General features: G+C 60.0%; 10 protein-coding genes. 3 read left to right on the forward strand and 7 right to left on the reverse strand.

Features of this window, described 5'->3' with window-relative positions; translation table 11 throughout:
- Positions 1-21: 21 nt before the first annotated feature.
- The 5 genes from dnaJ to HMPREF3135_RS06055 form a co-directional block, all read right to left on the reverse strand.
- A complete protein-coding gene (dnaJ, locus tag HMPREF3135_RS06035) occupies positions 22-1152 on the reverse strand; it encodes a molecular chaperone DnaJ (protein ID WP_070438697.1) in 1131 nt (376 codons plus the stop codon).
- 2 nt (positions 1153-1154) lie between these two features.
- Complete coding sequence (gene hrcA / locus HMPREF3135_RS06040; RefSeq protein WP_016423119.1) at positions 1155-2192, reverse strand: heat-inducible transcriptional repressor HrcA; 1038 nt, start codon at positions 2190-2192, stop codon at positions 1155-1157.
- A gap of 9 nt (positions 2193-2201) precedes the next feature.
- Entirely contained in the window at positions 2202-3365 is a 1164-nt protein-coding gene (hemW, locus tag HMPREF3135_RS06045; protein ID WP_070438700.1) for a radical SAM family heme chaperone HemW, read from the reverse strand.
- The gene (locus tag HMPREF3135_RS06050) at positions 3362-4048 is read right to left on the reverse strand and encodes a hypothetical protein (protein WP_069359240.1); all 687 of its coding nucleotides are present in this window, start codon (positions 4046-4048) and stop codon (positions 3362-3364) included. Before HMPREF3135_RS06050 ends, hemW begins: the two co-directional genes overlap by 4 nt.
- A 205-nt stretch (positions 4049-4253) precedes the next feature.
- Positions 4254-6086 carry an AMP-dependent synthetase/ligase gene (locus tag HMPREF3135_RS06055; protein WP_016423122.1) on the reverse strand — a complete coding sequence of 611 codons (1833 nt, stop codon included), beginning with the start codon at positions 6084-6086 and terminating at the stop codon, positions 4254-4256.
- A 154-nt stretch (positions 6087-6240) separates the two neighbouring features.
- Here HMPREF3135_RS06055 and malQ point away from each other — a divergent pair, with 154 nt between their 5' ends.
- Positions 6241-8460 carry a 4-alpha-glucanotransferase gene (gene malQ / locus HMPREF3135_RS06060; RefSeq protein ID WP_070438703.1) on the forward strand — a complete coding sequence of 740 codons (2220 nt, stop codon included), beginning with the start codon at positions 6241-6243 and terminating at the stop codon, positions 8458-8460.
- Between the two features lie 359 nt (positions 8461-8819).
- On the opposite strand, the gene HMPREF3135_RS06065 is transcribed toward malQ, so the two are convergent.
- Positions 8820-9035 carry a hypothetical protein gene (locus HMPREF3135_RS06065; RefSeq protein ID WP_069359242.1) on the reverse strand — a complete coding sequence of 72 codons (216 nt, stop codon included), beginning with the start codon at positions 9033-9035 and terminating at the stop codon, positions 8820-8822.
- A gap of 75 nt (positions 9036-9110) precedes the next feature.
- Positions 9111-11165, reverse strand: coding sequence for a M3 family metallopeptidase (locus HMPREF3135_RS06070; RefSeq protein ID WP_070438706.1), 2055 nt, complete (start codon positions 11163-11165; stop codon positions 9111-9113).
- Between the two features lie 108 nt (positions 11166-11273).
- Here HMPREF3135_RS06070 and HMPREF3135_RS06075 point away from each other — a divergent pair, with 108 nt between their 5' ends.
- On the forward strand, positions 11274-12548 hold the full coding sequence (locus tag HMPREF3135_RS06075) for a carboxylesterase family protein (protein ID WP_049192869.1): 1275 nt from the start codon (positions 11274-11276) through the stop codon (positions 12546-12548).
- A gap of 231 nt (positions 12549-12779) precedes the next feature.
- Positions 12780-13268, forward strand: coding sequence for a PH domain-containing protein (locus HMPREF3135_RS06080; protein WP_049192868.1), 489 nt, complete (start codon positions 12780-12782; stop codon positions 13266-13268).
- Positions 13269-13301 lie beyond the last annotated feature (33 nt).

The raw sequence follows: 13301 nt of genomic DNA on the forward strand, positions 1-13301 counted from the left end.
GGCTATGGGGGGATGGCGTGTTCAACGGCGACGGAAACGGGAGAAGAATCCGTGTCGCTCGCCGGAATTAGCCACCTTGGCATCATCATCGCGGTGGTCGCGGAGCTTCTCCAACAGTTCACGGGACTTGCGGTCCAGCTTCGTCGGCACCGTGACATCGACGTGGGCAACCACGTCACCGTTGCCCTCGCCGCGCAGATGCGGCATGCCCTTGCCCGACAGACGAATCTGCTCTGCCGGCTGGGTGCCCGAATCAACCTTGATGGTCATTGGCTCGCCGAGCAGGTCGTCGACCTCAAACTCGGTGCCAAGTGCAGCATCGGCCATTGGAACCTGAACGTTAAAGTGCAGGTCATCACCCTCGCGCTCGAATACCGGGTGTGGGTCCATGGCAACTTCCACGTAGAGATCACCCGCCGGGCCACCGCCCGGACCGACCTCGCCCTGACCGGCCATACGAATACGCATCCCATCAGAGATACCTGCTGGGACATTCACGGTCAGGTCACGGCGAGCGCGCACGCGACCGTCACCGCCACAGTTGTTACACGGATCGGGGATGATCTCGCCGGTGCCCTCACAAGTCGGGCACGGCCGCGAGGTCATCACATTGCCCAGGAAGGAACGCTGGACCTGCTGAATCTCGCCAGTGCCATCACAGCTGGTACACATCTTCGGCTTGGATTTGGACTTCGAGCCAGTTCCCTCGCACTGCTCACACAGCACCGCGGTGTCCACCGTGATGGGCTTGCGGACACCGGTGAATGCCTCATCGAGGCCCAGCGAAATACGCAGCAGCGCATCTGCACCTGGCTGTACACGCGAGCGGCGCTGGCGGGTACCGCCCGCACCGCCGAAGAATGCTTCGAAGATATCGCCGACTCCGCCGCCGCCGAAACCGCCGAAGCCACCGCCTGGCATACCGCCCTGCGGATTGAGAGGATCTCCTCCCATATCCACAATCCGGCGCTTTTCAGGATCCAGCAGGACCTCGTTCGCCTCAGATGCCTCACGGAACTTCTCCGCAGCTTCTTCATCACCCGGATTACGGTCTGGGTGGTACTTGAGCGCCAGCTTTCGGTACGCCTTCTTAATCTCAGCGTCCGTAGCGTCCTTCTCCACTCCGAGGATGCCGTAATAGTCGCGTGCCAACTTTAGCTACTTCCTTTCAATACCCGGCCAACGTACTGTGCAACAGCAGCAACCGAGGAAATTGTTCCCGGATAATCCATAAATGTGGGGCCAACTACGCCCATGCCACCCAAAATTTCGGTGCCGGTGCCATAGCCAGTTGAAACAACTGAGGTAGCGCGCAGCTCCTCGTCCTCGTTTTCCTCACCGATGGAAACGCGAACGTGGTGCAAATCCTGCGCGGCCGACAGCAGTTTCAGCACGACCACCTGTTCTTCGAGAGCTTCAAGAACCATGGGCAACGTAGAAGGTAAGCGACCGGCCATATTACCACGGGTCAAATTCGATGCCCCGGCCAGGATGAGTCTGTCATTCGGCTTCTCAATCAACGACTCCACCAGCACCGTCGAGCAGCGAATAAGCACATCCCGCAAATCACGCGGGGCGTTAGCCGCAAGATCGGAGATCGCAATCGACGCGTCGGCAAGCGTGTGCCCCGACATTGCGCGGTTGAAATGCTCACGCAAGAGCGGCACGAGATCGGGATCCATCGGTGCTGGCAGCTCAACATTGCGCTGCTCCACGCGCCCGGTGTCAGTGATGACTACCAGCAACAATCGCGCGTCGGCGAGCTGTACGACCTCGCAGTGCCGGACGCGGGAGACCTCCAGCGTCGGCACCTGCACCACTGCGACCTGACGAGTTAGCTGGGCCAGCAGCTGCACACTGCGGCGCAGCACGTCCTCCAGATCGACGCCGCCTTCGAGGAACTCGAGGATAGCTCGGCGCTCGGCCCGGGACAGCGGCTTAATCTGCGAAAGATTGTCCACAAAAAGGCGGTAGCCCTTCTCAGTCGGGATACGCCCGGACGATGCATGTTCCTGCTGGATATAACCTTCAGCCTCCAGCACCGCCATGTCATTTCTAATGGTCGCCGAGGACACACCCAGATTGTGGCGCTCCACCAGAGCCTTCGAGCCAACGGGCTCCTGGGAAGCTACGTAATCCGAGACAATTGCCCGAAGAACTTCCTGCCTGCGCTTATCCGTCTGAGATGACATGCGGATAGTTTAACTAAGGATGTCAACAATTATTGCGTCGGCCAGCAAACGACCGCGATTGGTCAGCTGAATCCGCTGGCCGCCATCGACGGAAACAAACTCCACCATGCCCGCTTCCGCTTGCCGACGTGCCTTACCCAGCTCATTCTCACCGAGCAGATTGGCATCGATGCCCTCGGCCAGACGGAGGCCCAGCATAATCTTCTCAGTGTGCCGATCCTCGGCCGTAAGCCTTTCTGAATCCTTAATCGGCAACTCTCCGCCGGAAATGGTCGCCGCGTAGCGAGCCGGATGCTTGACGTTGTAAAACCTCGTGCCATCCAGGTGCGAATGTGCACCGGGGCCCGCACCCCACCAATTTCCATCGCGCCAGTAGAGCATATTGTGGCGACACTGGCCGCCCGGCTTCGCCCAGTTGGACACCTCGTACCAGGAGAAACCGGCTTGACTCAGTGCGGCATCGATGCGCTCGTAGCGGTCGGCGAGATCGTCGTCGTCAGGCATGGGCAGTTCACCGCGACGCACCTTTCGCGCCATCGCAGTACCCGGTTCGACGATCAGCGAGTACGCCGAAACATGGTCGACATCGGTGGCCAGTACCGCCTCCAGCGTCGTATCGAGGTCCGACATCGACTCCCCTGGCGTGCCATAAATAACGTCGAGGTTGATGTGCTCAAAACCGGCAGCGCGTGCCTCCGCCACTGCCGCCGCGGGACGCCCCGGCGTGTGCGTACGATCCAGAGTGGTAAGCACATGCGGCACGGCCGACTGCATGCCCAAGCTCACACGGGTAAACCCTGCCTCGGCCAGGCCTTCGAAAAACTCCGGGGAGGTCGACTCGGGATTCGACTCGGTGGTGACCTCGGCATCGTCGGCAAGCCCAAAGCTGTTGCGCACACCGTCGAGCAGACGACGAAGACCACTCGCCCCCAACATCGACGGCGTACCACCGCCGATAAACACGGTATCGGCGCCACGCGCGAGTTCGGGGTGCTTTACGACGGCCATCCCAAGCTCGGCCACGATGGCATCGAGGTAATCTCCCTGCGTTGCGCCACTGCCCAGCTGACCTGGCGTGTACGTGTTGAAATCACAGTAGCCACAACGGGTGGCACAGAATGGGACGTGTAAGTAGACACCGAAGGAATCGGTGTGTGCGGAGGCTTCGCTCACGCATGCTCCTTGGCTCGACGTTGCTTGACGCGGCGGACAATTTCATCGATGCGGGCACGTTCCATCAGGAACTCCGGAGGCCTACGGCCGCGCAGCGCATTGGCAACTGCCGGATGAGTCTCGGGAACAGCAACACACCAAGCGGCGGCAGCGGACAGTGCTCGGCGGCCAGACTGCGCGTAAAGCTGCGGAAGCACCACACTACCGAGCTTTTCCACGCCTCGGATGTTTTCGGCGGAAACCCAGTCGGCGAGTTCCTCCAGGTAAGAAGCCACGGCATCGGAGCGAGCAATCATTGCCTGCGTGACCGTAGGGACTGCAACCGGATGCTGCAATGGTGCCGGGATCAGCGACAGTGACTGCACATCCGGCGACTTCGGTGCCGGATGCGGGTGTCGCCGCGGTGTCGAAGCGGAGGAAAGAGTACCGATGCGCCCCGAGCGAATGCCGGAGGTAAACGCTTGGCGTAGACCATCAAGTTCACCAATCAGAGGGCGGCAGTCCTCAACGGCCTCGTCGACGATGTCAGCGAGCTCGAGGACACATTCGTCCACCAGCTCACGATCTACATCAGCAACCGCCTGAGCAAGGTGCTCGATGTGTTCGGCAACTTCGTCACCAATGTCGTAGAGCTCTTGGGTCACTTCGCGCAGGCGTAGCCGAGCATCGAAGTGGTTAATCATTACCCGCCCTCCCACGACATCTTCGGTGTCGGTGACATCCTTGCAGTTTTCCGCTTTCGAATACCGACGAACATTGACGAATGCCGACTTTCGAAAACTGAAAACTCCTTAAAAATTTCTAGCGCCCCTCACCTTAATGGGGTGAGGGGCGCTAGCGCGGTAACAACACGCTGCCGTTTTCTATCGACGGCTGGCAGAACGTGAATTAACGCTGGTAGAGAGCCTCAATGTCACGCGAGTAGTTGTCCATGACAATGTTGCGCTTGACCTTCATGGTCGGGGTCAGCTCGCCGCTTTCCTCGGTGAAGTCACTGTCCAGAATATGGAACTTCTTAATGGCCTCTGCGTGAGAAACCAGCTCGTTAGCGGAGTTGACGGCGTCCTGAATCTCGGCGCGCAAAACTGCGCTGGAGGCAGCGAGTTCACGGATCGAGGTGTGCTCGGGGACGGAGTGCTCAATCTTCCACTTCTCCAGTGCCTCCTCATCGAGAGTGACCAACACGGAGACGAACGGACGACCATCGCCGATGACGACTGCCTGGGACACCAGCGGGTGCGCACGCATGCGGTCTTCCATCGGACCCGGCGCGACATTCTTACCACCTGCGGTGACAATGAGGTCCTTCTTGCGGCCGGTGATCTTCAGGTGGCCTTCTTCGGTCAGCTCACCGAGGTCACCAGTCTTAAACCATTCGCCGTCGATGAAGGCTTCCTTGGTAGCCTCTTCGTTCTTCCAGTAGCGGTCGAACACAACCGGACCACGCAGCAGAACTTCGCCATCATCAGCGATAGCGGCGGAACAGCCACCGACCGGACGACCGACGGTACCAATGATTTGCTCGCTCGGGTTGTTCACGGTGACGGCAGCCGTGGACTCAGTCAGACCGTAGCCTTCGTAGACAGGCACACCGAGACCACGGAAGAAGTGCCCGAGGTCAGAGGACAGAGCCGAACCACCGGAAATGGTGTACTGCACGGCCTCACCCATAGCTGCGCGAATTTTCGAGAACAGCAGGCGATCGTAGAGCTGGCGACGCAGCTTCAAGACACGCGACGGACCTGCCGGAGTATCCAGCGCCTTGGAGTACTCGATGGCGGTGGCCTCAGCACGCTCGAACATGGCCAGACCGAATGCGCCCTTCTCCTTAGCGGAGGCGTAGGCGGAGTCACGAACCTTCTCGAACACGCGCGGCACACCGAGAATCATGTGCGGACGGGAACGCTGGAACTCCAGGGTGACGGTCTTGGTATCAGCCCAGTGAGACTGGGTAGCACCGGAAATCATCGAAGCCAGGGACACTGCGTGAGCCAACACGTGCGCCAACGGCAGGAAGGTCAGAATGCGGTTACCCGGACGGGCAATCAGGCCAATCTCGTTGGTGAGGATGGCGCGGGCCTCCGCCAGCCAGTTGCTGTGCAGGAGCACGCAGCCCTTCGGACGACCAGTGGTACCGGAGGTGTAAATCACGGTTGCCAGGTCGTCGGCCTTGGTGTCCTTGATGCGGCGCTCGACCTCGTCGCCGTCAATGTCACGGCCTTCGTAGCTAATGGTGTCAGTAGCGGAAGCGTTAATCTCCAGTACACGACGCAGCTGAGACTCGCCCTCCGGGTTCTCGGTGCCCTTTTCGACCAGCAGAGGCTTCATGCGGTCGGTGTGCTCACGCGACTCGGTAAATGCGAAAACAGCACCGGAGTTTTCAATAATCCAACGAATCTGGCCAGACGAAGAAGAGCCGTAAATCGGGACAACAGCAGCGCCTGCCATCCAGATAGCGGTATTGATCAGGTTCCACTCGTAGCGAGTCTCACTGAGCAGCGCTACGCGGTCGCCCGGCTGCACACCGTTGGCAATTAGCCCCTTAGCGACGCCCTTTGCCTCGTCATAGAACTCCTGAGCAGTGACATTTACCCACTCAAAGTTCTTGGGGCGGGTGAAAAGCACCAGCTTCGGGCGCTTCTGCACCAGCTCCTGCAGCGAGGTAATAATCGTTTCGTCCTCGCCGATGACGTATTTCGCCTCGGTAGTATATTCACGCATCGAGTTACAAACCCCTACTTTCGGTAGTTCTGTCCGTCGTTGGTTTCGTTAGGAATCAACTTAGAACATCAAACCCTGCGCCGTTGTGATTTCAGTAAATATTTCGATAACGAAGTGATTTACCTTACTACTGGCAAAGTTTTTCTAAACTGGCATGATGGAAAGGGTGACACAGGCAGCTTCCAATCCTCCCCTTTCCTCTCCACTCGCCGACCTCGCTAAAGATGTCGGAGTTGGGGTTTCCTACTACTCCACCGAGGGCCAACTCGTGCACGTCTCTCGTGAGACAGTGCTAAAAACTCTCGCTGCTCTCGACATCGATTTGGGCCCAGATCCCAGCGATGCCGACATCAACGACGCCCGTCGTGAGTGGGCAGACACGCAGTGGTCTCGCCTTCTCCCGCCCGTGGTAGTTACCCGCCAGGGCATCTTCCACCGAGTTCTCGTTCACGTACCACACGGCAGCAATGTCAGCGTGACTGTGAAACTGGAGGACGGCGCAGAATGGCCCTGCGCGCAGGTGCACCACTTGGTTCCGCCACGCCAGGTCGGCGATGTGTTGATGGGTGAAGCCGCCTTCGCAATTCCAGAGGATCTGCCACTTGGTTGGCATCGCTTGCGCGCAGTCAACGATGACAACGTCGCTGAGTGCGATGTGGCCGTAACCCCCAACCGTCTCGCCACTGCCGACAAGTACGTGCAGAATCCTGCGCATGGTGTCATGGCACAGCTGTACTCGGTACGCTCCAGCCGCAGCTGGGGTATTGGCGATTTCGCTACCCTCGGCGACTTGGCACAGGTCAGCGCGCAGCACGCGGGCTCTGATTTCGTCCTCATCAATCCGTTGCACGCCGCAGAGCCACTGCCTCCGGTAGAAGACTCGCCGTACCTGCCCACCACGCGCCGCTATGTCAATCCGCTGTACGCGCGCCCAGAGCTTATCGACGAGTTCGGGTACCTGGACAAGGACGAGGCCGATGAAGCCCGTGCGCTAGCGAACTCTTTCCACCAACTCAATCACAGCCCTGATGAGATTGACCGCAACCCCATCTACGCTGCAAAGCTCAAGGTATTGCGGGCAATTCACAAGATCCCCCTGTCCAGCGCACGCCAGGCGGAATTTGACCGTTGGCTGGAGGCCGAGGGCCGTGGCATATACGACTACGCGTCGTGGTGCACCGAGCGCGAACTCGCGGATCGCGCTGCTGCCCGCGATGCTGCACGCGCTGCCACTTCCGATTCTGGTGCCGTAGCCGAGAACGATATCGAGTTGGTTCCACCGTTGGGTAACCACGCCAGTGTCGAATCTCTGCGGGAGGAAATCTTCCACTTCCACCTCTGGGTGCAGTGGATTCTCGATCAGCAGCTCGGCCAGGCACAAGAGGCAGCCCTGGATGCGGGTATGCGCATCGGCATCATGGCCGACCTTGCCGTCGGCGTGCACCCCGGCGGTGCGGACGCCGAGAACCTCGCGGATTGGCTCGCTCCTGCCATCTCTGTTGGCGCACCGCCAGACGGTTTTAACCAGCGCGGTCAAGACTGGTCGCAGCCGCCGTGGAACCCGCACAAGCTAGCCGAGGCCGGCTACCGCCCCTGGCGCGACATGCTGCGCACAATCCTTCGCCACGCAGGTGGCATTCGTGTTGACCACGTGCTGGGTATGTTCCGCCTCTGGGTCATGCCGCGAATGGAGTCCCCCGTCAATGGCACCTACCTGTACTTCGACCACGAGGCAATGGTCGGCATTCTCGCACTTGAGGCCGAGCTCGCTGGAGCCGTCGTCGTAGGTGAAGACCTGGGCACTTTCGAGCCGTGGGTGCAGGACTACCTGGCCTCGCGGGGCATCATGGGCACCTCGATTGTGTGGTTTGAATCCGAGGGCGACCAGCCGAAACCACCAAGCGCTTACCGCAGCCTGTGCCTGTCCTCCGTCACCACGCACGATCTGCCGCCGACGGCAGGCTACCTCGCAGGCGAGCACATCAAGCTACGGGAACGCCTGGGACTATTGCTTTCCGACGTCGCGGAGGAAGACCGCCGGGACTTCGAGTGGATTCGAAAGGTTTTGGGTGCGGCCAAGGAAGCCGGCTGCTTTGGTGACACGGCTGCGGCGGACATGGATGTTCATTCCCTTACCCGCGATAATCTGCCACCAATTGACGCACTGGTCACGGGGCTGCACCGCTTCCTCGACCAGACGCCATCCGCGCTGAAGTGTGAGGCCTTGGTGGACATGGTCGGCGATCGTCGTACCCAGAACCAGCCGGGCACGAGCCACGACCAGTACCCGAACTGGTGCATTCCGCTAACCGATGCCGAGGGCAAGGCCGTGCTTGTCGAGGACCTGCCTCGCTTCCCCGGATTTAAGCGTTAATTGGTTCGAGAACGCTTAGTCCCTCATTTTTGCTGTTCACCGATCTTTCAGGTTATGTGCCCGGCACTAAAATCGAACCTAAAACTGGAAATCGGTGACTGCACCAGCGATGAGGATGAGAAGAAGTAAAACGATTAGGGCAAGTAGGACCTTCGAGTGCCTCGACCGATGCATGCTAACTCAGCTCCCTACTGCGAAATATTTGCGAACTACCCAACTCTAGCCTGTTGGGCAAATTTCCTAATACTTTAAGACATACCTTAGGGCAGCGATAGCGACCCAACACTTAAAGGGGGCTTCTCCCAGCTCAATTCATCGGGTCTCTCCGTGAGCTATCCGCAAGGCCACTACCTCATCGGCTAGCTCTCGCTGCCCGCTCCTCGACGCTCCTGCGAACGCTCCCGCCGATGCACCGACCTCTGCCACAGACGACCGCTGACAACATCGATTGCGCCAACGAGAACGAAAGCAACAAACCCTCCGACTACCAGGAGAACCACGCATAGCACGCTGACCTGCGCAAGCAGTGGCAATTGGATAAGCCACTGCCCTACTCTGTCGAATGCTTCTGCCATGAGTGTCAACCTACCCTGCCGGTGACCGGAATAACCAGTGGGCGGCGGTCGCGGGGCTCGTCGTAAAGCGTGAAGCTAGGCATCAGTGCCCGACAACCCGCGGCGTTCGAGGAGCGGCTGGATGTCCTTATCGCGACCTCGGAAGGCACGGTAGGCGGCCATGAAGTCGATGGCGCCACCACGGGAGAGAATCTCCTCGCGGAAGTGGCTGCCGCCGCTGATTGTGGCACCGCCGTTGTCGGTGAACCAACCGAAACCGTCCGCGTCGAGCACCTCTGCCCACAGGTAGGAGTAATAGCCCGCCGAGTAACCGCCGGCGAAGATGTGGTTGAAGTAGCGGGAGCGGTAACGCGGAGCCAGGTGGGGAACGTCGAGGCCGAGTTCAGCGAGTGCTTCCGCTTCGAAGGCATCAACATCAGTGACCTGAGCTGCTTCCTCCTCGGTGAGGCTGTGCCAGGCCAGATCGATGGCGCACGCGGCGAGGTACTCAACCGTGGCGAATCCCTCACCAGCGGTGCGGGCCTTCTTCACAGACTCGACTAGCTCGGCCGGGATCGGCTGACCGGTACGAACGTGGACGGCGTAATTGGCCAGAATGGACGGTTCAAGTGCCCAGTTCTCGTTGATCTGGGAGGGGAATTCCACGAAGTCGCGCGGGACGTTAGTGCCCGAGAAGGTCGGGTACGTGACGTCGGAAAGCAGACCGTGGAGGGCGTGCCCGAACTCGTGGAAAGCAGTGGTGACCTCGTCGAGCGTCAGCAGCACCGGGGTTCCCGGCTCGGTTTCGGCGATGTTCATCACGTTGACCACGACTGACAGGCGTCCCAGCAGACGGGACTGATCCCTAAACGAGCTCATCCACGCACCACCGCGCTTGGTCGGACGCGAGAAGTAGTCCGTAATAATCAGGCCGATGGTCTCGCCTCCGCCCTGGCGTACCTCCCACACGGTCGTGCCCGGCGCGTATCCCTGCAGGTCCTCGCGCTTGACTACCTCGATGCCGTAGAGCTTGCGGGCAGCGTAGAACACGCCGTCTTCGATGACACGGTGCAGCTCGAAGTAGTTCTTGAGTTCCTCCGTGTCGACTGCGAATTCTTCCGCTTTACGACGGCGCTCCCAGTACGGCCAATCAGCGCCCGCGACCGTCTCATCGCCAGCCAGATCAGCGACCCGCTTGTACTCGCCTTCAGCATTGGCAATGGCAGCTGGCGCCAGGTCTGCAATGAGTTTCCGAGCAGCTTCTGCGGTGGTTGCCGTCTCCTTGGCAATGACGTAATCCGCATGCGTGTCGTAGCCGAGCAGCTTGGCACGGCGGGCACGCAGGCGCGCCATTTCCAGCACAATGTCGGAGTTGTCGAACGTGCCGGAGGCAGCACCCGCACGCCCCAGTGAGGCTTCGTAGAGCTTGGCGCGAGTAGCCGGATTATCCAGGTCAGCCAGCTGTGCCGGAGTTGACGGTAGGTCCAGTGGAATCAGCCACGGCGCATCGGTGTCGGCCTTTTTCGCGTAGGCGGCGAAGGACGCAATGGCGTCGTCGGAAAGCCCGGCGAGTTCCTCGCGGTCGTAGATCTCCACGGCGCGCGCGACGGTGTCCTTCAGCAGGTTTTCACCGAAAGCCGTGGAGAGCTCAGAGAGACGGGAATTGATGCGGCTGAGCTCGGCTTTGTCCTCGTCGCTGAGGTCCGCACCGGCGCGCTGGAAGTCTTCGCGGACTTTCTTCAGCAGCAGCTTCGCCTCTTCCGGATTGGCGGCGTCCTCAACGCTGTCGATGGCATTGATGCGCTGCCACAGGTCACTGCGCATGCGAATCTGATCCAGGTGTGCAGTGAGCTGCGGGGCGATCTCGGCTTCAATTTCCATGCGGACGTCGGTGGCATCCGTACCGGCAACGTTGAAGAAATAAGCAGCGACGCGGTCCAGATCTTGGCCCGCCTTCTCCATTGCCTCGATGGTGTTAACGAAGGTCGGAGCCTCCGACGACGTGGCGATGGCGTCAATCTCGCGCGCATGGCTGCGCATTGCTTCGCTAAAAGCCTCGCGGACGTGGCTGTCATCGATTGCCGCAAAATCTGGCAATTCGCAGAACAATTCCGACGGTGTCAACAGTGGATTTCGTGCATCATTGGTCATAGTGAATTCAACTGTAGCGTGCTCGAAAAACCAGAGTGCGCCTACCGTCTGAAACAGACTCCCCGCCCTTCTGGCAGGACCAACCGTGACGAGGAGGCGTTTTCCGCCATGACAGAGACGACTATTTCCGCTCCCTGCGGGAGGCTAACCGGCCGTATTCACGATGGCGCAATACAAGTTTTCAATATCGATTACGCAGATGCTGCTCCGTTCGCCGCGTCGGCACCGGTGGCAGACGGCCCACAGTCGGGCACTCGGCGCTGTGAACCCGAGCGCGAATTAGTTCTCACCGTCACCGCACCGGCTGAGCCCGCGGACGCCTCCTATCCGGTATTGCTGTGGATTCACGGTGGTAGCTACGAGTTTGGGCATCCCTCCGAACCCTGGACGGACGCGACGGCCTTCGCACAGGCGGGCATCGTCACCGTTTCGCTTGGATACCGCAAGGGCCTCGAGGGCTTCTGGCGTGACAGTGAAACAGAGACCTACCGGGCCATTGATGACCTGTATCTGGGGCTGCAGTGGGCTCGTCGTAACGCGCCTGCCTTCGGCGGCGATATCGACAACATCACTATCTCGGGGCAATCGGCGGGTGCGGCGCTGGCGCTCACTCTGGCTGCCGACGATCGCACGCGCGGCCAGATCCAACGCACCATTGCCATGTCGCCGGCCTTCTCGCTGCTGTCGGGCTCGCGCCTCCGCCGCACGTTGGCCGGCATCGGCGTGGGACGTGTGCCGTCCACCGACGTCTTTTCGCGTGCCGACGAACGCAGGGTCGCTCGGGCCCAGAAATTGGTGTCGGCATCCTCGCCTTCGGATCCGGCAATTGGGCCTCGCTTCGACAGCTTTGCTCCCACACTGCCGACGATGGTGACCGCCACCAGCGAAGAGTTCTTCTCAGAACCGCCGGTTGTGGCGATGGACAAGTTGCCCATGCGAGAGTGGATGGCTCGGCGCTACGCCAAGGGGCATCGCGGCCACGGCGAATTTCCGGCCACCGCCTATGCCGAGCGTCCGATGGGGAATGTCATTTCTGACTCAGCGATTCGCTCATACGCTGTTAAAGTCGCCGAACGGTCCGTGGCGGCTGAGCTGGATGTGTGGGCGGCACAGTTCGAACCGGGAGAAGGGTTGGGCTATGCACCTGCTGGCCGCACCAGTGGTGCTCCGCACTGCATCGACATTGCACGCTTCTTCGGTATGAAAGAACCCAACCATCCATTCCACCAAGTGGCGGTCGAGTTCATCCGCGAAGGCACCTCACACATGCCCCGCTACAACGACGACCGCAAGGTGACTACCTTTACCGGCGCTGACGCCCAGGCAGTCGAGGGCATTGCCATCGATGCGTGGGCGGCTCCGCGCCAGCTCTTTGGTGCATAGGGAATAAGGCGGGTGAAGCTTGCGCTGGTTAGCGCTGTGCTGTTGCGCTCAACAACTGAGCCCAGCAACTTAAGCTGGCAAAGTCTGCATGTACCGATAAATCTCGACGCAGACCAAAATGGTGATCAGCGTGATAAGTACTGCTATGAGTTTCCTGCGATCCATAGCCACCGTTCTTACCGAAGCACCAGGCCAGACGCAAGCTTTACCGTCTGTGTTTAACTATCAACTATGGAGCCGCTTGATTTATTAGTCCCCGAGAATTCCGCGCTACAACCGGTCGACCCCGCGCTGGCTAAGGTGAAGCGAATCGCGCACGCCGCTCCCCTGCTAGTTATCACGATTGCAGCCGTCGTCGCCGCTGTGATGTGGACTCCGTGGATGTGGTTGGGCGTCCTCGCCTGCGTGCTCTACTTCGCATATATCTACTGGCTCATCGGTCGACGAGTTCGTGCCCACCGATACCTCGAAGAGGACAACGACTTCATCGTTGCGTCCGGACGTTGGTGGCGCTCGGTCACTGTTGTCCCTTACGGACGAATCCAGTTCATTGACATCGATGAAGGACCTCTCCTTCGACTATTCGGACTGGCAACGCTGAAGCTCAACACAGCATCGGCGAGCTCGGATGCAGCCGTCCACGGTTTGCCACGCGAAGAAGCGCTCGCCCTGCGCGCTCGTCTATCTCAGCGCGCCCACGACCGGATGGCGGGTCTTTAAATGAGGCATAGAGTTCATCCCCTATCTCCGCTG

This window comes from Corynebacterium sp. HMSC14H10, assembly GCF_001807105.1.
Classification (GTDB): Bacteria; Actinomycetota; Actinomycetes; order Mycobacteriales; family Mycobacteriaceae; genus Corynebacterium; species Corynebacterium jeikeium_D.

Bases quoted from the DNA above. Each gene is read 5' to 3' on its own strand.
- HMPREF3135_RS06055 (WP_016423122.1), bottom strand. From the start codon at position 6,086: ATGCGTGAATATACTACCGAGGCGAAATACGTCATCGGCGAGGACGAA.
- HMPREF3135_RS06070 (WP_070438706.1), bottom strand. From the start codon at position 11,165: ATGACCAATGATGCACGAAATCCACTGTTGACACCGTCGGAATTGTTC.
- HMPREF3135_RS06065 (WP_069359242.1), bottom strand. From the start codon at position 9,035: ATGGCAGAAGCATTCGACAGAGTAGGGCAGTGGCTTATCCAATTGCCA.
- hrcA (WP_016423119.1), bottom strand. From the start codon at position 2,192: ATGTCATCTCAGACGGATAAGCGCAGGCAGGAAGTTCTTCGGGCAATT.
- HMPREF3135_RS06075 (WP_049192869.1), top strand. From the start codon at position 11,274: ATGACAGAGACGACTATTTCCGCTCCCTGCGGGAGGCTAACCGGCCGT.
- malQ (WP_070438703.1), top strand. From the start codon at position 6,241: ATGATGGAAAGGGTGACACAGGCAGCTTCCAATCCTCCCCTTTCCTCT.
- HMPREF3135_RS06080 (WP_049192868.1), top strand. From the start codon at position 12,780: ATGGAGCCGCTTGATTTATTAGTCCCCGAGAATTCCGCGCTACAACCG.
- HMPREF3135_RS06050 (WP_069359240.1), bottom strand. From the start codon at position 4,048: ATGATTAACCACTTCGATGCTCGGCTACGCCTGCGCGAAGTGACCCAA.